General features: G+C 50.3%; 21 protein-coding genes. 11 read left to right on the forward strand and 10 right to left on the reverse strand.

Annotation, left to right across the window (positions count from 1 at the left end):
* Positions 1–545 precede the first annotated feature (545 nt).
* Entirely contained in the window at positions 546–776 is a 231-nt protein-coding gene (locus B5D23_RS03425) for a hypothetical protein (protein WP_078684006.1), read from the reverse strand.
* A gap of 1,011 nt (positions 777–1,787) precedes the next feature.
* Between B5D23_RS03425 and B5D23_RS03430 the strand changes: the two genes are divergently transcribed.
* Positions 1,788–2,762, forward strand: a complete 975-nt coding sequence (locus tag B5D23_RS03430; RefSeq protein ID WP_078684007.1) for a DMT family transporter — start codon at positions 1,788–1,790, stop codon at positions 2,760–2,762.
* Positions 2,749–3,603, forward strand: a complete 855-nt coding sequence (locus B5D23_RS03435; protein WP_078684008.1) for a YitT family protein — start codon at positions 2,749–2,751, stop codon at positions 3,601–3,603. Before B5D23_RS03430 ends, B5D23_RS03435 begins: the two co-directional genes overlap by 14 nt.
* Before the next feature lie 638 nt (positions 3,604–4,241).
* On the opposite strand, the gene B5D23_RS03445 is transcribed toward B5D23_RS03435, so the two are convergent.
* The 7 genes from B5D23_RS03445 to B5D23_RS03480 all read right to left on the reverse strand — a co-directional run bounded on the left by B5D23_RS03445 (position 4,242) and on the right by B5D23_RS03480 (position 13,397).
* Entirely contained in the window at positions 4,242–5,996 is a 1,755-nt protein-coding gene (locus B5D23_RS03445; protein WP_078684010.1) for an ASKHA domain-containing protein, read from the reverse strand.
* A 1-nt stretch (position 5,997) separates the two neighbouring features.
* Positions 5,998–6,744, reverse strand: coding sequence for a DUF1638 domain-containing protein (locus tag B5D23_RS03450; protein WP_078684011.1), 747 nt, complete (start codon positions 6,742–6,744; stop codon positions 5,998–6,000).
* Positions 6,723–7,373 (reverse strand): cobalamin B12-binding domain-containing protein, encoded by a 651-nt coding sequence (locus B5D23_RS03455; RefSeq protein ID WP_078684012.1) that lies wholly within the window; start codon positions 7,371–7,373, stop codon positions 6,723–6,725. Before B5D23_RS03455 ends, B5D23_RS03450 begins: the two co-directional genes overlap by 22 nt.
* A gap of 33 nt (positions 7,374–7,406) precedes the next feature.
* Entirely contained in the window at positions 7,407–8,279 is an 873-nt protein-coding gene (locus B5D23_RS03460; RefSeq protein ID WP_078684013.1) for a GTP-binding protein, read from the reverse strand.
* Positions 8,280–8,338: 59 nt separating this feature from the next.
* Positions 8,339–9,691 carry a uroporphyrinogen decarboxylase family protein gene (locus B5D23_RS03465; RefSeq protein WP_078684014.1) on the reverse strand — a complete coding sequence of 451 codons (1,353 nt, stop codon included), beginning with the start codon at positions 9,689–9,691 and terminating at the stop codon, positions 8,339–8,341.
* Positions 9,692–9,715: 24 nt separating this feature from the next.
* Entirely contained in the window at positions 9,716–11,383 is a 1,668-nt protein-coding gene (locus B5D23_RS03470) for a BCCT family transporter (RefSeq protein ID WP_078684015.1), read from the reverse strand.
* Between the two features lie 589 nt (positions 11,384–11,972).
* Positions 11,973–13,397, reverse strand: a complete 1,425-nt coding sequence (locus B5D23_RS03480) for a trimethylamine methyltransferase family protein (RefSeq protein ID WP_159445891.1) — start codon at positions 13,395–13,397, stop codon at positions 11,973–11,975.
* 357 nt (positions 13,398–13,754) lie between these two features.
* On the opposite strand from B5D23_RS03480, the gene B5D23_RS03485 reads away from it, so the two are divergent.
* Both B5D23_RS03485 and B5D23_RS03490 read left to right on the forward strand, forming a co-directional pair.
* On the forward strand, positions 13,755–14,363 hold the full coding sequence (locus B5D23_RS03485; protein ID WP_078684018.1) for a Crp/Fnr family transcriptional regulator: 609 nt from the start codon (positions 13,755–13,757) through the stop codon (positions 14,361–14,363).
* Between the two features lie 17 nt (positions 14,364–14,380).
* On the forward strand, positions 14,381–15,103 hold the full coding sequence (locus B5D23_RS03490; RefSeq protein WP_078684019.1) for a Crp/Fnr family transcriptional regulator: 723 nt from the start codon (positions 14,381–14,383) through the stop codon (positions 15,101–15,103).
* Here the strand turns inward: B5D23_RS03490 and B5D23_RS03495 are convergent.
* Both B5D23_RS03495 and hrpB read right to left on the reverse strand, forming a co-directional pair.
* A complete protein-coding gene (locus B5D23_RS03495; protein ID WP_078684020.1) occupies positions 15,100–16,089 on the reverse strand; it encodes a biotin synthase BioB in 990 nt (329 codons plus the stop codon). The two genes, B5D23_RS03490 and B5D23_RS03495, sit on opposite strands and share 4 nt — an antisense overlap.
* A 676-nt stretch (positions 16,090–16,765) precedes the next feature.
* Positions 16,766–19,288, reverse strand: a complete 2,523-nt coding sequence (gene hrpB, locus B5D23_RS03500) for an ATP-dependent helicase HrpB (protein ID WP_234985062.1) — start codon at positions 19,286–19,288, stop codon at positions 16,766–16,768.
* A 305-nt stretch (positions 19,289–19,593) separates the two neighbouring features.
* Here hrpB and B5D23_RS03505 point away from each other — a divergent pair, with 305 nt between their 5' ends.
* From B5D23_RS03505 to B5D23_RS03535, 7 genes are all read left to right on the forward strand, one after another.
* Positions 19,594–20,232, forward strand: a complete 639-nt coding sequence (locus tag B5D23_RS03505) for a hypothetical protein (protein ID WP_078684021.1) — start codon at positions 19,594–19,596, stop codon at positions 20,230–20,232.
* 224 nt (positions 20,233–20,456) lie between these two features.
* On the forward strand, positions 20,457–21,002 hold the full coding sequence (locus B5D23_RS03510) for a hypothetical protein (RefSeq protein ID WP_078684022.1): 546 nt from the start codon (positions 20,457–20,459) through the stop codon (positions 21,000–21,002).
* A gap of 203 nt (positions 21,003–21,205) precedes the next feature.
* Positions 21,206–21,778 (forward strand): hypothetical protein, encoded by a 573-nt coding sequence (locus B5D23_RS03515; protein WP_144012526.1) that lies wholly within the window; start codon positions 21,206–21,208, stop codon positions 21,776–21,778.
* A complete protein-coding gene (locus B5D23_RS03520) occupies positions 21,775–22,323 on the forward strand; it encodes a hypothetical protein (protein ID WP_078684024.1) in 549 nt (182 codons plus the stop codon). The genes B5D23_RS03515 and B5D23_RS03520 overlap by 4 nt, the downstream gene beginning before the upstream one ends.
* A gap of 14 nt (positions 22,324–22,337) precedes the next feature.
* Positions 22,338–22,898 carry a hypothetical protein gene (locus tag B5D23_RS03525; RefSeq protein ID WP_078684025.1) on the forward strand — a complete coding sequence of 187 codons (561 nt, stop codon included), beginning with the start codon at positions 22,338–22,340 and terminating at the stop codon, positions 22,896–22,898.
* A 5-nt stretch (positions 22,899–22,903) separates the two neighbouring features.
* Complete coding sequence (locus tag B5D23_RS03530) at positions 22,904–23,461, forward strand: hypothetical protein (protein WP_144012527.1); 558 nt, start codon at positions 22,904–22,906, stop codon at positions 23,459–23,461.
* A 78-nt stretch (positions 23,462–23,539) separates the two neighbouring features.
* Positions 23,540–23,758, forward strand: a complete 219-nt coding sequence (locus B5D23_RS03535) for a hypothetical protein (RefSeq protein WP_078684027.1) — start codon at positions 23,540–23,542, stop codon at positions 23,756–23,758.
* The last annotated feature ends 207 nt before the right edge of the window (positions 23,759–23,965 follow it).

The following is a 23,965-nucleotide window of genomic DNA, read 5'->3' on the forward strand; positions in this document are numbered from 1 at the left end:
CTTTTGGTGATGAATCAAAAGCCAGGCTATGAGGTGTCTGGGCCAAGGATGACTGGCTTTGCCCGGACGAGTGGCAGACCAAGGTCTGTTCCCCTTGTTCTGCCTGCCAGCCTTTATGGAGGAAGAGGCCTAAGGCTGGCGGGGTGCATGCCGAAATGACGGGAATTATGGAGAGAGCCATTCCTGTCAGCGGCATACGGTAAATTTGATCTTGTTAATCTATATTGAAAAAGTCTGGATTAAGCAGAAAAAAAGAGGGGGTACGTTTTTTCTATTTCGGACTTTTTTAATACCGATTAATTTTGTCTGAATTAAGTCAATGTTGGCACTGTGTCAAGATACGGGTGATATTTTTAATTATCAATATTTTTAATTATTTATGCGGAAAATGAGAAATATTCCGAGAAAAATGAAGGAAAATGAAGGGATGGGAGAGGCATATTTTTGTGCTGTTTAAGACCAAAAGCAGAGGCGGCACAGCGCTGAGGGGAGTGTGACGGCTCCCCTCAGTGGCGCTGCCATTCAGCTGTTTTTATGATCGTTTCTTAGCACAACGGGAGCAGAGCACAGGCATTCAGCGCCTCAGAAAGGATGCCCTGATGGTTTGGTGGAAAAGCAAGCATCAGCCCAAAGAAGATGGCAGAAAGCAAAACATAGAGCCAAAGCCCGGAGCGCTTTGTTCTGTCTCCCCAGAAGATAACAAGACGTGGGTTGATGATGCCAAGGATAATGCACACCAAAAAAGCAAGTGCAAGAACGAGACACAGAGTGGACATGGAAACCTCCAATTTTTCGGCCTCAGTTTTAGTGCAAATTCATCAGCAAAACAACAGTTGATGTATCTTTATATCCTACGCTTGCACTTGGGACATGGGGAGCGGGAATGAAGAAGAGAGGGGTGCTCGTGAGGTGAGGCGCTGAGTGTGAAAAAGTGTTGGAAAATGGTGAATGTTTCACGGCATAAAAAGTGTGAAACGTAGCGTCAAAAATGTCGTCAAATTCTCAGCATAAATTGCGCCAAGTTTGTCGCAATTTTGTGCAAAAAAGTCCTAATTTTTGAATGCCGTGAATTTGTTGAAAATATTTTTGAAAAAAGTATTGAATATTAGGGTATTGATCGTGGTTGACCACTGTAAAAATAGCCAAAGAAAGAAAAGATTTTTTTTAGAAAAATAAAATGGCAAAAAATACAATGATTTCAGTATAGTGACCGCGATTAAGCCCTGCGAGTGTTTGTCGTGAATAAAAAAACGCTTGCGTCATAGAAAAAGATGCCATAGCGCGAGCGTATCAGGAACATATTTTCATGCTGTTTGAGAGTCTGTTTCTGACGCAAAAACGCAGGATGTTTCCCTTGCATGCTTTTGCATCAGTCGAGACCTCTTTTTTGTGCCAAAAGCAGTTCCGTTGTCGTGCGGGACGAGCACACGGCATCCTCATTTATGGATGCGAAACTGCGTTTACTGCATGTGTGGCGGTACGGCGAACTGAAGTTAAGCCACCTTCAATTGCGGCCGACGTGTTCGGGCGTAAACAGTCACTAAAGCTGTCTTGCTCAGCTCCTTCCTGGGTGAAGCTTCCATGCCAGTTGAAGCTTCTCTTTTCCCAGGGCGCAAGCGCTTTTCTGAGTGTCTCCAAAACACCGTCCTCCTGCCTGCACAGGAAGAGAGGAAGCGGAGAGACGCCCTGATTTGTTAGAAATGCCTGCCTTGCACGCGCGCAGGCGACCTTCGTGATTCCCCGTGGAACCGAAGGGGTGGACGAAAGTCCACAAAAAGGAGTTGAAAATGCATGGCCTGAAGAGTCTGCGGACTCATTACGTCTTCGGGTATGTGCTCATTGCTCTTGCTGTCCTGAACTGGTCAGGAAATTTTGTAGCAGCTCGGGCAATGGCGAACGTTTTTCCACCTGCAACATTTAACGTTTTGCGCTGGCTTATTGCGACAGTGGTGTTTCTCCCCTTTGGGATTCGTCCGCTGTGGCGAGAAAGAGCCGTTGTGTTAGCGAATCTGCCTGTATTATTTCTTGTTTCGCTCTTCGGTATCTCTCTCTACGACGTGTTGAGCTTTATTGCCGGGAGCACCACAGGTGCCCTCAATATGTCGCTCATTGCAACGCTTTCCCCGGTGTTTACCTTTATTGCTGCCCATTTCTTTCTTGGGGAAGATCTGAACCGGCAGACGATTGTGGGTATCTTGGTGAGTGTTGTTGGTGTGGTGACTCTGGTCACGAACGGCGACATTTCTCGGCTTGCGGTCCTGAGGTTTTCGACTGGCGATTTGCTCATGCTTTGTGTGGCCTGCATGTCCGCAGGGTACAACGTCTCTATTAAGCGTCTCGCAGGAAAGCTGAGTCAGTCAGCAATGTTGATGGCGACATTTCTTTTAGGTTTACTTGCTCTGTGCCCCATGTGTTTTTGGGAATTGCAAAACGGTGCAAGCCTTCCTGAAATGACGGTGGAAATTTGGGAGATTCTCTTATATCTTGGAATCTTCGCGTCGGTTTTATGTTACTTGTTCTGGAATATGGCTGTTTCAATTATTGGCGCAGGAAAGGCCACGCTTTTTTATTACACAATTCCCTTTTGTAGCGGAATTCTTGCGTGGTACTTCCTTGGTGAAGCAGTAACGTATGCCCAGATTATGAGTGGGATAATGATTTTCGGAGGTATCATTATCTGTTTGAGCGCGGGGTCATCGACCAAAACGCGTCCACACAAAAGAATTCAATCTATGAGGGCACTTCGAGGTGAATCGGTATGAACTCACGGCGTCTTTGCCGTGGAATATTTTGTTGCTCACGGCTGGCGCCTTTGTTTTCATCCTTGGGTACAATGGGGTGGCTGCTCATCACAGCTTCGTCCCCTCAGGACTGTATGGCTTTGCCGTCCTGTTCCATCACTTTGTCCCAGATCTCGACGTCAGCACCTGGTATCTGGCGTTTAACGTCCCCATCTTTCTGCTCGCGTGGAAAGCTGTCGGACGTCGTTTCTTTTTGCTGAACTTATACTGCATGAGCATGGTGACCTTTTTGACCGCCGTCATGCATCTCGACTTTGGTATTCAGGACAGAATGTGCGCGGCAATAGCCTCTGGCGCACTCATGGGCGCAGGAGCTGGCATAATCCTGCGTTCCTATGGGGCAGGAGGCGGGCTTGATATTGTCGCCGTCATTTTGAACAGTAAATTCAACACGCGTATCGGTACGTTTTATTTTTTGGTCAACGCTGTACTGATGGCTGCCGTCGCTACGAACTTTGAGCCTGATCTCGTCGTCGCGTCTCTTGTCGTGTTGTTTTTAAGCTCTGTCTCCACTGAGTATGTGTTGTCCATGTTCAACCAAAGGAAATCTGTCTTCATCATTTCTAGGATGCAGGCAGAAATTGCCGAGGAAATGCGCGCTCTTCGTATTCAGGCGACTGTTATTCACGCTAGCGGTGCCTACACCGGGCGGAATGCAGATATGCTCTACAGCATTACCGACAACTTACGACTCAAGCGTCTCGAAGCATTGGTCTACGAGAAAGACCCCGATGCTATCTTTGTCGTTGAAAATACCTTCAACGTCCTCGGGAACAACTTCAGCAGGCGAAAAGTGTATTAGTTTTTAGGGCCTACCTCAGCATTAATGTGCTGGATGGGCAGGAGAGGAGAGAACCGGGGCCTGTCCCAGCGCGGTAGTGCTGGATGGGTGGGTGGGGGAATATTGGGGGCCTGCCCCCAAACCCCCGCGTAAGGGAATGATTCCCTTACGTATCCTCATCGAGTTTAAAAGCCGTGCAAGCTTCGCTTGCACGGCTTTTAAACTTGTTGGGCACAACGTCGAGAGCCTTTTTCTCTTTTGCGAGTTCGCCGCCATTTTCTTTCTGAACGCTCGCGTTCAGAAAGAAAAGAAGCGCGTTCTGGAAAAGGCAAAAGAACACGCGTTCGGGAAACGCCGACTAGGCCAAAATTTAAGGGGCCGGATGTAGGGGAAAGCCAACGGCTTTCACACATCCGGCCCCTTAAATTTTGGGCGATAGCGGGATTCCCAAGGGCCTCGTCCTTGGGCGGGGTCAAGGGGCGGCGCCCCTTGCAGAGGTGCGGGGACAGAGTCCCCGCCCACCCTAGCGCCCCTTGCAGAGCACGAGACGGAGTCTCGTACCCCACCCACCCCGCGAACTTGCTAGAGCACGAGATGGAATCTCGTAAAAAAAGGGCCGTGCTTCGTACGAAGCACGGCCTCATGCTGTCTGCAGAGGGTTATTTTTCTGGGAACACCATTTGCTCGATGTACGCGTTGGTGAATTCCGGTCGGGCAGATAACTCCAGATATTGTGCCCTGTCCATAATAGACTGGACGTGACCGGCCGCGTTTTCTTCTGTGATGTAGCGGAGGGCTCCGAAGCTTGTAGCATTACCCATCACGCAGATTTTTTCGAGCAGTTGTTCAGGAATCAGGCCAATACGAACGGCACTATTGGCTTTGAGTGCAGAGCCAAAGCCTCCGGCAAGGTAGAGAGTTTCGATGTCGGAAATGTCTAAACCTGCCTCGGCGATGAGGACTTCGATTCCTGCCCTGACGGCGGCCTTAGCAAGCTGAACTTCGCGGATATCGGCTTGCGTGAGAGAAACCTTTGGTGTGAGCATGAAGCCTTTTTCAGAGTTTACGCAGTCTCTGAGGGGGCAGTCCTTTTCTGGCTCAATACGTCCGGTTTCATCGAGGGCTTTTGTCTCCAGCATCAGGGCGATAGCGTCCAGAACACCTGAGCCACACAGACCCTGAGGAGTCGCGTTCTCAATACTTGTGTAGCTGACGGTGTTTTGTGCAGACAGCTCTACTGTGTCGATTGCTCCAGCCTGTCCAGCCATACCGCAGGACAGGGTTGCGCCTTCAAAGCACGGGCCAGCGGCGGCGGAGCAACAGTAAAAGGTATTGTTGGCAAAGAGCACGGTTTCTGCATTTGTTCCGAAGTCGATGAGTAGAAAGGGCTTTTTTGCCTGATAGGCACCAACGGCTAACAGGGAGGCGACGATGTCTGCCCCGATGTAGGACGAGATGCTTGGTAAGAGGAAAGCCTGTGCGCTGGTGTTGAGCCCAAGCTCACAGGCGGGGAGCTGGGTTGCTCGCATGCTTACCGGGGTGAACGGTGCTTTACCGATAAATTCCGGTGGAATACCGCAAAGGAGATGCATCATAGTGGTATTTCCCGCCAGAGAAATCACACTCACATCTGCAATGCCGGTTTCTGCACGCAGGGCATCCAGCATAGTGTTCAGCTGGTTGATAATGGCCTTTTCAAGAGGCTCTGTTCCCTGCTCAATGGTCGACTTAATGCGGCTCACGACGTCGGCCCCGTAGGGGTACTGTGCATTGTGAGCGCCTTTTGTTGCAGCGATGCGCTGAGTCTCCAGATTGAGCAGCGTGACGGCCACTGTTGTGGTGCCAATATCCACAATAAGGGCATGGTGGGCGGCTTCCGTGCTTATTCCGAGCAGGGTGTCGCCCTGAATGAGGGCATAGCCTTCTGTAGAAGAGTTTTCGAAGTGTTTAAGGCGATGTGGGAGCTTGCGCAGTTCTGCCAGCGGCAGGGCAGAGGTTTTTGCGCTTGTTGCTTCGAGCACGCGGTCTTCATCTGTCTGTGGTCGCTCAATGGAGGCGGGGCTAATGCGGAATGCCTCTTTGCGAATGGCGGGCTTAAATTCAAAGCCTTTTCGCGTAAAGGAAGACAGCACGCACAGGGCGTTTTTTGCCGGGATAGCAATCTTGAGTCCCTCAAACGCCTTGGTGTGACATGCCAGTCGCAGACCGGAAGACAGGGCATTTTCATCGAGCTTCTTGCGTTCTTCGGCAGTCGGCTCGCTGTTGGCATAGATCAAACACTTTCCACACTTGCCAATGCCGCATGGAAAATCCAGCAGTGAGTGCTCCTGCAGGAGAGGTTTAATAGGTGCCCCATTGGGAAGGGTGTAAAGCTCTTCCTTGTCTTTGTGACAGATGGTGATGGAAACATTCATTTCAGACAGCCTTTTTTGACAGCGGAGATGCAGTAAAAACTCCTGAGGCTGAAAGCTCAAGTGTGTGCTGGGGGGGGATCTGGAAAAAGAGGTCTGGCTGTGCTGCGCCCATCAGCAAAGCCTGCACATAACTCATAGAGCCAGACATTGTGGTCAGCTTGAGTCCTGCATCGTCGGCAACAAAGCGAGCAGTCTTGTAAAGCTGTTCCGAGTCCTTCCACTGATCCCAAAGAATAAGACGCGCCTGAGAATATTCTTTGAGCCAGCCATGCTCCATATCTATGAGGTACTGTGCGGAGTCCTCCCCAAACTTGTCTGCATACTCCTGAAAACGTTTTTGCCGGTTTTCCACAAAGGGAAGCTGGGAATAGCGAAGCCAGCCCGGAGACATCCAAAAGGTTCGTTCACTGTCGGGTATCTGAGATTTTTGTTCCTGATTCAGCCCCAAAAGCAGGGGGATGCAGTCGTGCACCCGCGGCAAGACAAGAGGGGTTTTTTGAGACGATATCCCAGAGAGTCCCTGCCCGCAGTATCCGTAACACAAGAGGATTTTCGTTGGCGCAGGAGAAGAGTTTTCCAGCTCGTTGATTTTGAGCTGGAGCTGCTCGCGAAGCTTGTTTGGAACGTCGTGCAGGCCCTGTGGCAAAAAGTGCACGTCGTGAGAGAGCCGGAGCTTCTCAATGAGAAACTCCAGCTCAGCTCGAAACACTTCACAAGCAATGACCGCTATGCGTGTGCTGCCTTGCATATTTCCAGAGCTTTTTCGGCTGCGGTGGATGCATCGGGGGTGTAGTAGTCAGCTCCGATCTTGTCGCGGAAGTCGTCATTAACCGGTGCGCCACCGATCATGAGTTTGACTTTGCCAGCGATGTCGCTGCCCTTGAGACATTCCACAACGTCCTTCAGGTGAACCATGGTGGTGGTCAGCAGAGCGGAACAGGCGATAACGTCAGCGTCGTGTTCGATAGCTGCGTCGATGTATGCCTGAGGAGCAACGTTGGTGCCCAGATCGTAGACTTCGAGGCCTTTGCTCTCCATCATCATGCGAACGAGGTTCTTACCAATGTCGTGCAGGTCGTCCTTGATGGTTCCGATAACGACAACGCCTTTTTTCTCGACGTTTTCACCAACGAGCAGGGGGCGAAGCAGTTCGGTGCCTGCTGCCATTGCGCGAGCGGCAATAAGAACTTCCGGAATGAAAATGTCGTTGTTTTTGAAACGTTCGCCAATCACGTCCATGCCAGACATGAGGCCGTCGTTCAGAATGGTCTGAGCAGAAAGGCCTTCATCAATGGCCTGCTGAACCTGCTCTGCAACTTCTTTCATTTTACCTTTCTGGAGATTCTGAGAAATTTCCTCAAGAATTGCTGTGCTCATTTTGTGTCCCTTTTTTTCTGTGCTGAAATGGTGCTATGCAAAAATGCGTTCCTTGACCAACTCTGATGTCCCACGCATGCAGATAACCGTCAGAGGTACGGGCTGACTCTGGCACTCTTTGAGTTCATAATCGGTGCCATTGTCGGAGATAAAGAAAACCTGCTCGTCACAACGCAGATAGCCTTTGACCCGCAAAATATGTTCGTCAGCGGAAACCCTGCCCAGAAAGTCGTGCAGGGAACCATTAACGCTTTCAATTGTAAAGCTTTCCGGCTTGTTGTCTGGGGTGTTGAAGCTACTCAGGGAAATGAACGTCTCGGTGTGCTGCCGAGGAGTCATGCCCTGAAGCGTGGGCAGTGAGTCACAGATCACTGCTGCTTCATTTGTTTTGGTAATGTACGCTCTGGCCTCTGCTTTCTGCTCCTCAGAAGAAAGGTCTGCCTTGGTCATAATCACGTAATCTGATGCCCGGAGCTGTCGGGGGATGACCTCCAGCACGTGGGACAGCTTCATACTCTTGATTGGATCAAAGGCGCAGATGGTGCAAAGGGGTTCATACTCGGTGTCCAGTCGAGCGAACTCCAGAAGACGCTGAATACCAGCCGGGTCAGCCATACCAGAGGCTTCGATGAAGACAATTTCGGCCTCTGTTTTAGACATCTGGATAAGTGCCTTGACGAAAGAGTCCTTGAGGCAGGCGCAAAAGATGGAGCCGCCGCCAATTTCGAGAACCTCGTCCTGAATTTCTCCAGACTCTCGAAGAATGGTTCCGTCGATGGGGATTTCTCCAAAATCATTGAGCAGAATTCCAATCTTGTAGTCCGAGTACTGGTCCAAAAGCTGGCGAAGCAGAGTTGTTTTTCCACTTCCCAGGAATCCGCATAAGGTAACGATTTTCTTTCGCATGACTCTTTCCTTTTGAGACCGCAGCCCCCTCCAGATGAAGAGGGCTGCGGAGTATCAACTTATTTCTGCTCTGCAGCAGCGATTTCCTCGCGAAGATCCTCAACAGTCGGGATCAGGGAAATGTGCTTGATCTCACCGTTAATCACGATGGAAGGAGCATTTTTGAGGCCGATTTTGTTCATAAAGGCCAGGTTCTCGGGGTACATCATGGAGCGCTCCACGACCTTGACGCGGTCGCCCATAGTGGCAGCAGCGTCGTTTGCAGCCTTTGTCATGTAGCCGCAGGCAGCGCAGGTCTTGGAGTCAATGGTGACAACTTCGACAAGCACGTAATCAAGGCTGGCGTAGTCAGGCATTTCAATCTCGGGGAGATTGTCCTGAGCAACGTAGTTTTCAAGAGCCTTGCGAACTGCTTCCTTGTTGTGCACAGCCTGACCAACACCAATGAGGTTGGCTGCAGGTGCGTCAAAGGGAACGTCGCAGCCAGGAGCGAGGATGAAGCGCTTGGTGCCCATCTTGTCCATCAGCTCGATGGCTTCTTTCTGGTTGTCCTGCTGGGTGCCGAGAAGCATGGTCACGGTCAGCTGGAGGTTGCCGGAGATGGTCACGTCATATTTGTCGGTGACTTCTTTGGCAGCCAGAATGTCGACGTTTTCGTCGATGGCGATGCACTGGGTGCCAGTTTCGCACATCGGCTCAATGTTCTTGGTGGCGTCGCCGCACACGAAGAAGCAGGAGGGCACGTTCTCAGCCTTAATGGCGTCAAAGAGCTTGGTGTAAGGCTCTTTGAGGAAGGTGTTGAACATGTCCGGGGAGATCTGGGAGACCAGCGGGTCAACAGCAGCGATGATGTCGCAGCCTGCCTCGATGTAGTACTTGGCGAGGTCAGCAACAACGTCTGCGCAGTAGTCGACCAGAGCCTTCACGCCTTCCTCGTTGTCGTACATATCCATAAAGATATTGGTACCACGGAGGTGGGAGGCGAGAGTGAAGGGACCGCAGACCAGACCGTACATGGCGATGTCAGGCTGTGCAGCCTTGAAACGCTTCATGACGTCGAGGATCAGCGGAATACGGCCGTCGGTCTTCTGAAGACGCTGGGTCGGGATTTCCAGAGTCAGGCCATCCAGAGGGTGGCTGCACACGGTCGGCGGAGTGTTTTTGTACCAGGTGAGGTCACAACCCAGAATTTCAGCTTCGACCTGAAGGTCAAAGATCGGGGGCATTCCGTCGGGAGTGTACTGAGAAGCTGCCTCCAGGAGGCATTCGAGAAGCTTATCGCCATCTTTAAAGATTTCCTCTGCGGTGTAGCCTTTGAGGTTGGCGATCTGGGAACCGGTGTAAGGCACCCAGGGGCAACGCTCGACTTCTTTGCCTGCGAGGACATCAAGAATGAGTTGTTTACCAGTCATCTTTTTTTACCTTTTTATGTTCTGCTAAGCCCGGTTGGAGGGCTGAGCGGAAGAATCAGCAGCTGCGGGAATCGGAATTTCTGTGTTTGCAGGAGTTTCTTTCTCTGCAGAACCCAGAATCTGAGTCTTGAGCTTGGCAATGAATTCTTTTTCGCGGTTTTCTTTGTAAATGGCGTACTCAAATTTTAGTGTCTTAAAGAATGAGTAGACCATCGCCCAGACCACAATCATGAATGGAGCACCTGCCAGAATACCTGCGAACTTAACGCCGTCGAGGCCGTTGGTGTTCAGCAGGACGATGGAGATTGCGCCGATGATGAGGCCCCAAAGGAGAACCTGGCTCTTTTTGGGTTCCAGAGAACCGTGAGACATCTGCATGGCAATGAAGAATGCAGCAGCGTCAGCAGAGGTAATCAGGAAGCCAGCAACACTGAGGAAGATCAGGCAGTTGACGATCATGCCGCCGCCAAAGGCCGTTGCAACAGCGTAGCTGCCATTTGCGGGGTTCATCTGAATCTGTTCCCACAGGTTCGTGATGCTGTGCATGTCGATGTAGTGGGTGGCGGTCATAAGAACGCCGAACCAGATGAAGGAAACGCAGACCGGGATAACCAGAACGCCGAGGATGTATTCCTTGATGGTTCTGCCCTTGGAAATACGGGCGATGAAGCCACCAACGAACGGTGCCCAGGAGGTATTCCACAGGTAGTAGAAAATGGGCCAATCCTGCGTCCAGCCGTGAGAGGTGTTGTATGGGTCTGCAAAGAGAGCCATGGAGAAGAAGTAGTTCAGGTACTGCCCAACAGTTTCAAGCATGCCATTCAGCAGCAGGACCGTGGGGCCTGCGAGAAGGATGAACAGGAACCATGCGACAGAAACCCAAACGTTGCAGTCACTGATCATCTTGATGCCTTTGTGCAGGCCGGAGTAAGCGGCGAGAGTGTAGGCGATGATGATGCTGAACATGATGATTGCCTGACCAGACAAGCCAACTTCGATGCCGAAGATCTTTTTGAGACCAACGGAGAAGAGCATGAGGCCGAGGCAGTTTGCTGCAGCAGCACCCCAGAGGGCAGTGATGGAAGCAATGATTTCAACGAAGCGGCCGATGAGGGTGTGTGATGCGTTAGGTCCGAGAATACCGGAGAGAGCACCAGACACAGTCATGGGGCGGTCCTGACGGAAAGCCGGGAAAGCGATAACAAGACCAACAAGGGTGTAAATTGCCCACTGGTGGAATCCCCAGTGGAGCATGGTAGCGCCCTTGGCGACCAGGTATGCAGCTTCGGAGCCGGATTCTGCCATGTATGGCGTCTTGTGGAAGTGCCACAGCGCTTCGCCAAAGGGCCAGAACACGTAACCTGCACCAAGACCACAGCCAAAGAGCAGTGCAATCCAGCTGAAGGTACTAAATTCAGGACGGTCGGTATCGTGGCCGAGGCGCATATCCTTATACTTGCCAAAGGCAAGGAAAAGCAGCAGCGGAATAAAGAGGAAAACGCTCAGGATGAAGAACCAGCCAAAGTTGGCGGCCATAAATCCTTTTGCGCCCTTCATGAGAGCAACAAATCCATCTGCGTCAGTAGCAGCCCATGCGATGGCGCAGAGAGTAACGATCAGCGTGACACCTATAAGAAGCTTGTCAGTCTGACCGCGTTTGTCGATAACGCCAGTTCCAGTGTTTGAAGACATAGCGGGTCCTTTTGGTAAGGGTACGAGTGTTTGCTTTACCTTGGTCAATGCTGGATTTTTTCGATCGATAAGAACTGAGACTTGAAACTGACTGCATTGAGATTTGTGATCCCAACTGCGTGTGAAGTGCCTTGTAATTTTTTGAACAAAACCGTAGGGTTTTCCCGCCAGAATGTGACGCCCTTCGATCCACAAGGATTCATCCCAAAATCTTTTGTGTGGTCGAGTGGTGCGTGTTGCTGAGGTCTTGCCGTGTGGCGGTGAGTCCAAAAATACAGAGGCGCACGCGCGTGCCGCTCCTCTAAGCGATTGCCCTGTCCGGGGAAGCAGTCTGGTTTTTTTCAGGATGAAATGTCGGAGTATTGCCGTACCCGGTCATTTCATTTCTGCGTAGTGCAGTGTGCTGTGCGGATTTGCCGATCTGCTGAGCACCTGTCCTGCAAGCCTTTCAGTGCGGTCATGTCGACGTTTTTCACAGCCTTAGGGGGCAGGGTGCCCCAGTTGTGAAGAGTGCCGGCATGACCGCTTTTTTTCGAGACGTTTCCGTCAGAAAAATCCATGCCGTTTTCGGCTCATAAGCGAGCGAAAACTAGCCGTTTTCTTTCATGAACGCATCGAGCTTGGCTTTAATTGCCTCGTCGATTGCGGGCATCTTAAAGTTTTCGACAAGCTTCATGCCGCGTTCACGTACAGCGTCTTTGTACTGGGGCTTACCGGAAGCGAAGTAGGAATCCAGTCCGCCACGGAAGGCCAGTTCAGGCATCCATGCAGCATCGCGGCAGTGCATTGCGGTGTGCATGTTGGTCAGGTACTCGCCGCCGGGACCCACTTCCTTGATGACATCAAGAGCGAGGCCTTCGTCGGTCAGGTCAGGTTTTTTGCGCATATCTCTTCCGTATCCACAAACTTCGTCGTCAAAAACGAGCTTGTTGAAGGAAGCTGCGAGGTAGGAAGACACACAACCGGAAGCGTGCTGAACAAAGTCAACACCGCGGTCCATTGCGGTCAGGGTTGCGCTCATGGATTCCATACCAGCCTGGGCGTCAACATCGCAGGACTCGGTCAGACCGCCGCCGCCACGGCAGGGCAGGCCATAATGGTGACCAAGCTGCACGCCAATGCGCTGGATTTTCTGGAACTCGGGAGCGCCGAGGGAAACAACAACGGTGCGCATGTCCATGATGCCGGAAGCGCAGCCGTAAATAACAGGAGTGCCGGGGGTGATGAGCTGAGCGAGAACAATGCCAGCCAGAACTTCTGCGTTCTGGAGCACTGCGGTGCCACCCATGCTAATGGGGCCAGTTGCGCCGCCGGTTACCAGAGATGCGATGAGCATGGGCTGGCGGTTGCGGGCACAGGCCATCAGAGCCTTGATGGACTGCTCTTCGTAGCGGAGAGGAGTCAGGCTGTTGATGAGGGAAATGGAGAATGGATGCTCTTTGAGGTACTCACGGTCGCAATCAAAAATGATTTCGCCCATCTGCATCATGTCTTCGACGCCTTTGTCGGCCTGGGTGCTGGCACCCATGAAAGGCTTGTCGGAGTAGACCATGGAGCTGTAGAGCATGTGGAGGTGAGCCTTGGTGGACTCAACGTCGCTCGGGTCGCAGAGCAGGTAACCAACCATGTCCTGGTTGGGGAGGCTCTGGGCCAGCTTGGTCAGGGTATGGTAGTCGTCGAGAGTGCCGCGACGAAGATTGTCATCAAAGTCAACAACGTGAGGCGGTCCATAGATGGGGGAGAATACAGGTTCTCCGCCGCCGATCACAACGTTGTTTTTCTCGTTGCGGGCATACACGGTGAAAGAAGAGGGGCAGCTTTCAAGTGCCTTTGCAATTTGTGCTTCAGTGAAGAATACCGTATGGTCTTCGACCCTAAAGCCGTTTGCCTTAAAGACTTCGATTGCTTCGTCGCACAAAAAGCCGATGCCAGTGGTTTCGAAAAGGTCCAGTGTTGCTTCGTGAAGCTTGGTGATGTCCTCACTGGACAGATCCCACATTGTGTTCAGTGTCATTTGCTCTCTCCAGATTTCGCTTGTCGTTTTCCCTCGTGGAACAGCTTGAGGGAATGTGACGTTGCGGTGTTCTCTTGCGAGTGGCGTCATCGTTGGGAAAATTCGCTTGTGCCACTTTTGCACAAGATAAAGAGCTGACTATCTCGGAATTTTCGAAAAAAAAATAGCGCACGCTAAAACGGCAGGAATAAAGTGGCGATTTGCCATCTGACTTTGCCGATTTTTAAAATAGATGGTGCGATATTTCGGTCGTGGTTAACGCATATTGGCAATACGGAGAGTGCTGTGGGTTCTACAAAGCAACGATTGTTCTTTCGTCCACACCTTGTTGACGAGAATATTCGCTGGAGAGATATATTGGAAACTGGGGAACGCTTTGAGCTTGCCCCTGATGAAGTGTATGTCCCCGCCAATAGAGAGCTGGTGCTCGTTCTTGATGGGGTTGTACAGTTTTATTGTACTGCACATACAGGACGAGAGCGCCTTGTATACAATGTCGGGCGAAATTCTTTTGCAAATGCAGGCGCAACAGCAACAGGAAGCAACCGTTTTTTGCACCTTCTTGCCAGAAGAAAAGCGACGCTTGTCAAATTTGATGCATATGCAATTTATGACTACGACTTTATTGCGAAGTATCCGCATCTGATGGTCGACCTGACACAGTCGATGGCCAAAACAACGGTGCTGTTTTCATTTCGGGCGTACAATATGTACTTCCATGAATGCACATCACGAGTCTGCAAAGTCCTTCTTGATCTCACAGAGGAAGAGAACAGTCCTCGTTTTCAGCATATGGATACCATGACCCAGAATGATATTGCAGATTTTGCGGGGACGCACCACGTGACGGTTTCCCGTGTACTCAAAAAGCTGCGTGAAGATGGGGTCTTGGGAGAGGTAACGCCGTCGTATGTTGATGTGTACGACATGGCGCGGCTTAGGCGACTTGAAGAGCTGGAAGGCTAGAGACGAGAGGAGAGCGTATGGATATCGTTGTTCGCGAAGGCTTGGCCAAGCTTTTTTTGCACCTGCTGAATATCAACGAAGACTGGGAGCAGTTGCCGGACTGCGGGAATTTGAAGCACTTTAAAAAGGGCAAAATGATTCCTGCATCTGCCGAGAACTTTTATCTGCTGAAGTCTGGCATTATTCGAGCTGTTGTCACCACTGCCGCAGGGCAGGACTGGACGCTGCTCTATCAGGAAAAAGGCTGTATCTTTAATGAGCTGGGAGCCTTGCAGGGGGGCATTGAACAGCTGTATTATCTCTGCCAGACAGATGTTTCTGTGTACTGTTTTCCGGGGGAGCTGCTGCTCAGCGAAGAGTTCTATCGGCGGAATCCTGAAAAGGCGATTAACCTGATTACAACTCTCGCGGTCAAGGAAGCCATCAGCTATGCGTACACCACGGACGTGGCCTGTGCTGATGCGATGGGGCGTGTGTGTCAGTCTCTTTTGGCTCTGGTGAACGAAAACCAGAATCAGGATGTGTTTTCTCCTGACGTTACGCAGTCAGAAATTGCATCCATGATGGGGCTTCACCAGACAACGGTAGCCCGTGCCATCAAGGAGCTTCGCGCCAAAAAAATCATTGGAAAATTTACGAAAAAGCGCCTCGAAGTGCTGGACAGGGAGAAGCTCGTCCAGATTGCTCGTGGTGGAAAGCAGGGGGAAGAGCTTCTCCTTGGCCGAATTCACGATAACTAGAAGCTCCAGCCCGCTTCTTCCAGCATTTTTGCGCAGCTCTGCATGGTATGCCCGCGACCTTTCGAGGTTTCTTCCTTCGTGTCGCGAGGGTTGCCACCGCTTTCGGCGTAGAGCGTGTTTGCCCCGGCCAGCAGGCCTGCGCCGCTTGGCTCATGGACTGCAATGCTGGTGAGTTCGGGGTTTTCAATCATGGCCAGAGCAATGACGGCCACAACATTTGCCATGCGCAGTTCTGAAATACTGCCGTTTGCCTTGAGTGGGCTGTGTCCAAAGTTGACACGGCGCATGGCTGCGTGCTGATAGCACTCATATTCCCGCCCCAGCAGGATCTGATCTGCAATTTCTTCACTGCTGTGCTCTGGGCCGATAGGCTCGCAGCAGTAATACCAGTCCAGCCCGGAATTCTTGACGTTTTCAATAGTCGCGATGCGCTCTTCGCGGCTAATTTTGGTGCAGACTCCTTCCTGAAGGCGCAGCACATGGTATGCGCCAGTCACTCCCGTCTCTTTCAGTTCTTTGGCCTGCGTTTCGGTGAAGTCGCCAATGTTGACGACGAGCCGGCATTCTGGGCTTATGATTTTTCGTACGTCCCGTACGGCATCCAGCAGAAATTCATAGTCAAACTCATGTGGCATCATGAGGAACAGCGCGGTCAGCGGTTTCCCTGATTCGGCAAAGGCCTTTGTATGCTCACGTAGCTTTTCTGGGGCCATTTTGAATGGGTCAAACTGGGTAAAGCTCTCGGCAAAAGAACAGAACTGGCAGTCAGCAGAACAGGGCTTAAATTCAATGCCGATCTGTCCCTGCAACATTGGTGCATGGAATCGCTGGCGAGCAATGCTGTCTGCCACACCACGCATCATAGCTGCTTCAAGAGAGCTGTCTGCAAGGTCCAAAAGCTGGACGCATTCATCTCTGCTTGGTGCCTTGCCCTGCTGTGCCCGATCCAGAATGGAAAGAATCTGTGTGTCGCACTGTATCGCCATGATAAAACTCCTTACGGTATGCAAAATATACGGTGAACGCGGGGTTTGGGCCGCGATGAAATTCTGAGACTCGTGTGATTCTCTATGAGGAGTCGTCTTCGAGGTCAACAGGGGGCTTCGTTGTATATGAACGCAAGAGAAAAAAGTTTGAGGTGCTCTCTGCATATGCAACACTTGCCATTATCGCCATATGTTTTGCGGACTGTTTTTCTTACGTTTGGCGATGATGGAATATGTCCCAGAGCGGGAAGAGGGGGCGAGGCGAAGCTGTTTGTAAGGAGAACGCTGGGAATAGCAGGTGAAGAGTCTGCTGCTCATAAGGAAATGGGCAAAAGCACTCTGTGCTGGAGCTGATTGCGTTTCAAAGGACGAGAAGCTGGAATGAAAGGGATAAATAAATGCAAATCTTTAAAATGAAAACTATATAAAACGAAATATTGAATAAAATATAGAAAAGCTTTTTAATATTATGAGAGAAAGGAAATATGTGAGCAGGAGAAAAAAATCACGAAGAAAAAGTGAAAAAATTGGAGTGATTTATCAGACTATTTAAGTAGGAATAAGGCTTTGGTGCCTAAAAAGCACCACGAATGTTTTCGTTTTGTTGTTTTTTCACAAAGTGCGGCGATTCTGGACTAGTTTAGTAGGCGCTATTTTTGATTAAGTCAGTCGGAAATTACCCGTTGGTCGGGTCTTCTGGCCATTTGTGCTTGGGGTAGCGACCTCTCATTTCGGCGCGAACCGCCTTGTACCCGTTTTCCCAAAAGTTTTTGAGGTCGCGGGTGATCTGGAGCGGTCGCTGGGCCGGGGAAAGCAGGTGGATTGTCAGGGCATAGCGTCCGCCTGCAATGCGTGGTGTTTCTGTGACGCCAAACATTTTTTGGAGTTTGACCAGAAGCGCGGGACCGCTTTCCTGAGCGTAGTCAATACGCGCATGCGTTCCGTCGGGCAGTTGCAGGCGCTGGGGCGCAAGAGCGTTAAGTCTGCGGTTTCCATCCCAGCCAAGCATTGCCGAAAGCGCATCCATAAGCGGTATTTTTTTAAACTGGCTGCGGCGGGAGATACCCGTCAGGAAGGGGAGAAGCCAGTCTTCGAGGCTCGCCAGCAAGGCCTCGTCCGAAAGGTCAGGCCATTCAGACGGGGCGGGAGCATCAAGGGCGTGAAGAAAAGAGACTCGCTCCCGCCAGTTCGTGCTGTCCTTGTCCCATGGCAGGGCATGGAGGCCTATTTGACGTATTCCGGCAAGCACGGCCTGTGAACGGTCTTCATCAGAAACATTCTTGAGTGCTGCATCGCGGAGCACAAGCTTGCCAAGAGTGCTTTGCTGCCGGGCGATGACGGATTCAGTCTTGCTGTCCCAGCCGACACAGCTTTTTTCGGTGATGGCCTCGGAAAAAGCCTGCTCCAGTTCTTCGCGGAAAACAGGGGCCGCTCGCCATATCCGGGCACGAACACCATTTCCGTCAAGGTCTGCAACCACAAGAAAATCTTCGTGGGCAAGGGCTTCATCCTCGGGGAGCCATGCCGCGCGGCCTTGAGAAAGTCGAAATTGACCGGGACCAACGCGCTGTGCAATGCGGTCGGGATATGCATAGGCCAGAAGAATTCCCGCAGCATCTGGGTGCGGTGCTGAAAGCTTTTTTATGCCAGCGAGAGCTGCGAGACGGCGTGCGCTTTCCTGAATTCGTCCAGAAGCGGCGCCGCGCTGAAACTGGGCGAGTCTGTGGCGAAGGTCTGGATTTCTGCTCATGTCCCGTTCCGAGATACAGGCCGCGAGCAGGGATGCCGTGCTCGCTTCCTTTTCTGCCTTGCCTCGTAAAAGCATATGGGCAAGCCGTGGGTGGAGAGGGAGCGCAGCAAGGGACGTGCCGTGAGGCGTGATGTGGCCATGCGCATCAAGTGCGCCCAGTTGCTGCAAAAGTGACTGGGCTTGAGAAAAGTTGCTCTGAGGTGGAACATCGAGCCAGCGCAGCTCTTCTGGCGACTCCGTTCCCCAGTTGGCGAGTTCCAGCGCCAGCGGGGCAAGGTCTGCCTCACGGATTTCAGGCGATGCAAAGTCTTTAAGCTGTCGGTCTTCGTGTTCTGACCAGAGTCGATAGCAAACGCCGGGACCAAGACGACCCGCTCGGCCTCGCCGCTGGTCAGCAGAAGCTCGAGAAACGCGTTCCGTGACAAGGCGTGTCATGCCAGAACCGGGGTGGAAACGTGGGACACGGGCCAGTCCTGAATCTATCACTATGGATATACCCTCAATTGTCAGACTGCTTTCAGCAATTGCGCTGGAGAGGACGATTTTACGGACGCCTGCTGGAGCAGGGGCAATGGCCGCATCCTGTTCCTTGTGGGAAAGTGCTCCAAAAAGCTGGTGAATGTGAAGTGCTGGTCCTTCAAGGTCGGCAAGTCGTTCTGCTGTCTGGCGAATTTCTCGTGCTCCCGGCAGGAAAACAAGCATGCTTCCCTGCTCCTGGCTGAGGGCGTGGCGTACGGCAAGGCTGACCGTGTCCTCTATGCGTGCATCCTGCCGAACTGGCGGGGTGAACTGTGTGCTGACTGGATAGCTCCGTCCCTGAGAGCTGAGCACGGGGCAGTTGTCCAAAAGGACTTGAAGCGGAGCGCTATCAAGGGTTGCACTCATTACCAGAATTTTGAGGTCATCGCGAAAGACCTCCTGTGTCTCAAGGGTCAGGGCAAGGCCGAGATCTGCGTGAATGCTTCGTTCGTGAAATTCATCAAAAATGACACAGGCAACACCGGAAAGTTCAGGGTCAGACTGGAGCATACGGGTCAAAATGCCCTCGGTAACGACCTCAATGCGTGTCTCCCGGCTGGTTTTGTTCTCCAGATGCACCCTGTAGCCAACTGTTTTGCCGACTGGTTCTCCACATTCCTTTGCCATGAAGCGGGCAGCTGTCCGTGCTGCAATGCGCCGCGGTTCCAGCATGAGGATGCGCTTCCCGCGGGTCCATTCTTCGTTGAGAAGGGCCAGAGGGACGCGAGTTGTTTTGCCTGCTCCGGGAGGGGCAGAAAGCACGGCACAGGAGTGCGTGCCCAGAGTTCGCAGGAGTTCTGGCAGGACGTCATCAATAGGGAGCTGGGTGGAGATGGCTGCTTTGGGCGTGGGGGAGTCGTTGTGTGTCATGATGGGGAAGGCGGTACCGTATTTGTATTTTTGGAGCAAGCCGGGCGCTTTTTCTACCACAGTTTGAGTCTTGCTTGTTGCGCTCCCAAAGGTATGGGGCTATTTAATGCTGAGTATATGAGCAGTTTTTTAAGACTGCTTGGAACTCGTCTTTTTTTTGGCTGCACCCAAGAGAACACGGCGAGAGGTATTCGTTCCGGAGTGAGCCGCCCGGCGAAGGACGGTCAGGAAACTGTATCTCAAAAAAGGAGGGGAAGACAGACTTCAGAAGTGCCAGACGGTGAGTCCAGCGACTCGGGCGGTACGATGGGACACCATCGGGACCTGTTTGCGAGGCCCGTTCTGTACACGATAAAGGAGGTCGTATGAAGGGGAACAGAGAGTTACCCGCAGTACTCGTGCTGCTGCTCGTCTGTGCTGCCTGCGCATGGAGCTATTGGACTATGACGCCGACCTATTCACTTCTTCAGGTGCGCAAAGCCGTAGCCAGTGGGAATGTGGACATGTTCCAGCGTTACGTCGACCTTGATGGGCTGCTTGAACAGGCTATGAATGACAGCATGAAAGCTGGGGAGCGATCGACGCTCCAGAAAGTGGGGCAAGTCAGTCCCGGTCTGGGGGGCGCTTTTGGACTGAGTGAGCTGAAAGGGAACCCGGACGAGATGCGCACAACCATTCGGAACACAGTTTTAGAATCGCTCAGGGTGTTTGCGGCGGCTTCGTCATCTGTTGACGAGTTTGAGCACGCAACGCTTGGCATAAAGAAAACCTGCATTGCGCTGGTTCAGCTTTTTGGGTTGAAACCTGATGTCCGGCGCGAAGAGCAGATCGCATATGCGACGAGCGTTCTTGCCCTGTCCAAGGAAGAGAAGCCTGTTCAGGTGGAATTCCAGTTGCAGGCAAAGGATGGTATCTGGCGTGTTTCACGGATCACCAATATCAAACAGATTGTTTTGGAGATGGAGCGCCGCACAGGTCTGACCGAAGTGGCGTCTCGCTCCTAGTACGAGAACGTTTTTTCCCCTGCACGGGAATATGAAGCCTCTGGCCTTTGGCTGGGGGCTTTTTTTGTGGGGAATGGTGTGGTGATTGTTGAATCAAAGTAGAGCGGCAGTATTGTTTTTGTGACAAGTAATCCGACTTTTTTGCTGGAGATAAAACCGCAGGCCAAGAGGTGTTTGGTCTGTGGTTTTTTTATGCTAAAGAGCCGTGCAATGGAGGAGTAAAAATGAAAAAGACCCTGGGATTACTTGCAATGTGCGTTGCGCTGTGTGCGTGTGTTTCTGGTCCATTGCAGACAAAGATTGATGGGACCACGTTGGTGCTGAACAGTGAACGGTACACTATTGGCGAGGGATTTCATCTTGCCGCAATTGTGGAAATACCCAAGTCCTATGAGCGGACAAAATGCTACATCTATAAAAATCCAGAGCTGGAGTCCTGGATTATCCTCAATGAGAAGCTGCCAATATTTAAAGCCAAGTATTATGGGAGTGGGAAGAACCGCGAGCTCAAGGAAAAAAGGGGGGAGTATCTCGACAGGATGTTTTACTGGTTTGAAGTCCGAAAGTGGAAGCCTGTAGAGCTGTATGACCCAGAGTTCAAAATGTCAGAATTGAGCAAAAAGCCCGTGGATATTGTGTATTACAACAAGCTTATCAGTGACAGAAAAGCTGTCTCTGTTTTCCTCATTTCCGTGATTGATCAAAATTCTCCAGATAAAAAATCGCATATTTCAGAGCTGGAACAGGGCTTTAGAAAGCTTTCCGAGTAAAGGGGCGCCGAATCGAACGCTGCTGTAACAGCTTGTACCGCAATGCTTTTTTCGGCAAAGACGTCCATGTAGTGATGTCTTTGGGTGATATTCATGTCGTGTTGAACAGTATTCCGAGTAAGTTGCTGTAGATAGTGATGAGGAAGAAAGCCTGTTTGGCCTGTGTCTGTTTTGTGCTATGAGGCTGTCCAATAAGGAGATGAATGATGAAAAAAGTCCTGATACTCGGTGTTCTGTGTGTTTTACTCTCAGCTTGTCAGCTCAAGCCGCTCAGTGTCGGAGTTGAAGATAATATTATTGTTGTAAATAATGAGCAGTATACAATAGCGGATAATTTTCAACTTGTAGCAATAGCTGAACACAACGAAGAAAAACAGAAACATCGTTGTTATATGTTTGAAGATTTATCTCTGAAATCGTGGATTTTTGTTATTATTAAAAATGCCAAATACACCGCTGAGTATTATGGTGATGGATCTTCTAAGGATTTAGATAAAAATTGCAGACGTTTTCGACTCAGGTACTTTAGCATGTTTGATGTCAGGCCATGGACTATCGTTGATAAAAGAAAAGATGATGTAGACCTTAAACGCTTTGCTAAACTTCCTGTTGACATAACATTCTGTAGTAAACTCATGAGCAACAAGAAATGTATTTCCCTCTACATTGTCTCTGAAATTGACACGAAATCTCCGGATCTGAAATCACATCTTTTCGATGCTGAAAAGTCGTTGAGCAAGAAGAGCCTCCAGCCGGGCGGTGCAGGGAAATCATGAGTTTTGTGGGATTACGCACGCTGTATGTCGTCTTTTGCGCAATTTTTATGAGTTCTGAGGCAAATGGTGTGCAGGACCACACCCTGTTTGTGGATAACGTGAAGTATGAAATTGCTCAGAATTTTCAGCGGCAGGCTCTTGTTGAAACTCAGGGTGAATTTACACAAAGCCAGAGCTTTGTTTTCAAATCCCGTGAGCTTAATTCATGGATTATTGTTGCTGTGTGTACCTCAACTGTCCCGAATAAGAAGAAGTCTGGTGGCACAACAGATCCCAAAGACCTTTTTCAAAATTCAGCCAGTCTGGAAGACGCGTACTTGATGTGGTTCGAAAACAAAGACGTCCGCATCCTTGAACAGGATGTTCCTGATTTCAACGTGACAGAGCTTGCAGACCGGGTATTTGACCTTGTGTTTTATAAATCAGTTCTCAATGAAACAGACAGTATCCTTGTGATTATTGCCTCAGCTCAGGATGAAGGTGCTCCGGAAAAGGCCTCCCATATTGAGGCTGCGCAGCAGTGCTTCACTCGGGTCGCTAAGTAAAAGGAATGTGAGTCATGGTTAAACGGTTTGTTGGGCTACTTCTACTCTGTGTTTTGGTGAGCGCATGTCACATGAAACCCCTGACGACGGATGTGTATGAAAATCGATTTGTTGTGAATAATGATGAATTTATTATTCAGAAAGATTTCGTGAAAAGCGCCATAGTCGAGACGAGAACAGACTATGGCATTGAAAAAACATACATCTATAGAAATGAAAAACTGAAATCATGGCTGCTTATTGTTTTGGGCTACGCAGATTGCAGAAATACTTTTTGGGGTGAAGGCGAAACGTTTCGATTTATGAACAGAAAGTACTGCCTGTATGGATATGAACTGGATTGGTTTACTGACACCAAATTTCATGTTGTCTGGGACCGGACTGGTCATTTTGACCCGAATGCCCTGAAGGATATTCCTGTTGATATTGTCTACTATACCAAAGTGCTGAATCCCAAGAAGGGGATACATGTTGTCATCATTTCGGAAGAAGACAAGAGTCTGAAGAACCGCAGGCAGAGCCACATTGATGAAGCTGAGCGGTGCCTTCGGTATGTTGAGCAGGAGGAAGACTGATGAGAGTGTTTGATAAAAAAATCATAATTCTCTGTGTGGCCTGTTTTGTGTTGTGCGCATGTCAGCCTAAGCCGAGCACAGCGTTAGTTGATGAGAACATCATTGTGACGAACAGTGCGCAATATGAAATTGCCAAGAGCTATTCCCTGAGGACTGTGCTGCGTGGTGACTGGGGTTGGGGTAATGGTCGTGTCTATGTGTATAGGGATAGCGCTACTCCTGCTTGGGTTCTTGTGCTCGTAAACGAGGCACCGTTTGCAAAAAAAATGAAAAAGGACGCTCCAGGCTCAGACATCTGGGAAAATTTAAAAATAAGCCAGAGTCGCTATGTTGATATGAGCGATATGCTCACAGAAACTGGATTGACCCCTGTAGGGAAAAATCCAGAGAAGGAAGACTTGGCCAAGGGATATTTTGACATACTTGGAGCGACCAAAGTTGTTCAAAAATACCGTTGTGTTCATGTCGTCCTGCTTTCGCCAGTGGGTGAAAAGCAGGATGTTTCTGTCAGGAAAAAAATCGCGTATTTCAAAAAGATTTTTCAGGAAAAAAATAAAATTTAAATGGAACCCTGAGTTTTTGTAGCTTGTGTCGAAAAGAAGGGGATTTGTATTTTGATTTTGAGAAGAGAGAGTTATTGAATGGTAGAATCTTGTGTCGCTCTTGTTATGCTTGCGTGGTTTATCGTTTTTTTTGTGTTTTTATTCATGACAGCAATGTACTGCTCTGAGCTGGCAGAAAAAAAAGGCAGGAATGCGGTTGCTTGGTGGATTTTTGGTATTTGCCTTGGACCAGTTGCAATGGCTGTTTTGTGGATGGGACCTTCTCGGAAAGAGCAGGACTTTAAGCTTGAGGAATAATAGGGGAAATACACCTTTCGTTTTTTCTCCTATGAAACTCCAAGTGAATTTGTCGCATTTTCCCTGTTGACCTTTTAAAGAAAAGCAGACTATGTTTTTTCTGTTCGCTTTGAAAAGCAGCAATTGCGTATGAAAATACATGCGCTTAACAGCGCCTGTGTGCATTACGCAGGGCATTTAAACTGAGTGTTTACCCAAGGAAGAGTT

This window comes from Desulfobaculum bizertense DSM 18034 (assembly GCF_900167065.1).
Taxonomy (GTDB): domain Bacteria; phylum Desulfobacterota; class Desulfovibrionia; order Desulfovibrionales; family Desulfovibrionaceae; genus Desulfobaculum; species Desulfobaculum bizertense.

Bases quoted from the DNA above. Each gene is read 5' to 3' on its own strand.
- B5D23_RS03460 (WP_078684013.1), bottom strand. From the start codon at position 8,279: ATGCGAAAGAAAATCGTTACCTTATGCGGATTCCTGGGAAGTGGAAAA.
- B5D23_RS03455 (WP_078684012.1), bottom strand. From the start codon at position 7,373: ATGAGCACAGCAATTCTTGAGGAAATTTCTCAGAATCTCCAGAAAGGT.
- B5D23_RS03525 (WP_078684025.1), top strand. From the start codon at position 22,338: ATGGTTAAACGGTTTGTTGGGCTACTTCTACTCTGTGTTTTGGTGAGC.
- B5D23_RS03535 (WP_078684027.1), top strand. From the start codon at position 23,540: ATGGTAGAATCTTGTGTCGCTCTTGTTATGCTTGCGTGGTTTATCGTT.
- B5D23_RS03505 (WP_078684021.1), top strand. From the start codon at position 19,594: ATGAAGGGGAACAGAGAGTTACCCGCAGTACTCGTGCTGCTGCTCGTC.
- B5D23_RS03465 (WP_078684014.1), bottom strand. From the start codon at position 9,691: ATGACTGGTAAACAACTCATTCTTGATGTCCTCGCAGGCAAAGAAGTC.
- B5D23_RS03490 (WP_078684019.1), top strand. From the start codon at position 14,381: ATGGATATCGTTGTTCGCGAAGGCTTGGCCAAGCTTTTTTTGCACCTG.
- B5D23_RS03470 (WP_078684015.1), bottom strand. From the start codon at position 11,383: ATGTCTTCAAACACTGGAACTGGCGTTATCGACAAACGCGGTCAGACT.
- B5D23_RS03495 (WP_078684020.1), bottom strand. From the start codon at position 16,089: ATGGCGATACAGTGCGACACACAGATTCTTTCCATTCTGGATCGGGCA.
- B5D23_RS03430 (WP_078684007.1), top strand. From the start codon at position 1,788: ATGCATGGCCTGAAGAGTCTGCGGACTCATTACGTCTTCGGGTATGTG.
- B5D23_RS03520 (WP_078684024.1), top strand. From the start codon at position 21,775: ATGAGTTTTGTGGGATTACGCACGCTGTATGTCGTCTTTTGCGCAATT.
- B5D23_RS03425 (WP_078684006.1), bottom strand. From the start codon at position 776: ATGTCCACTCTGTGTCTCGTTCTTGCACTTGCTTTTTTGGTGTGCATT.
- B5D23_RS03450 (WP_078684011.1), bottom strand. From the start codon at position 6,744: ATGCAAGGCAGCACACGCATAGCGGTCATTGCTTGTGAAGTGTTTCGA.
- B5D23_RS03480 (WP_159445891.1), bottom strand. From the start codon at position 13,397: ATGACACTGAACACAATGTGGGATCTGTCCAGTGAGGACATCACCAAG.
- B5D23_RS03510 (WP_078684022.1), top strand. From the start codon at position 20,457: ATGAAAAAGACCCTGGGATTACTTGCAATGTGCGTTGCGCTGTGTGCG.
- B5D23_RS03445 (WP_078684010.1), bottom strand. From the start codon at position 5,996: ATGAATGTTTCCATCACCATCTGTCACAAAGACAAGGAAGAGCTTTAC.
- B5D23_RS03515 (WP_144012526.1), top strand. From the start codon at position 21,206: ATGATGAAAAAAGTCCTGATACTCGGTGTTCTGTGTGTTTTACTCTCA.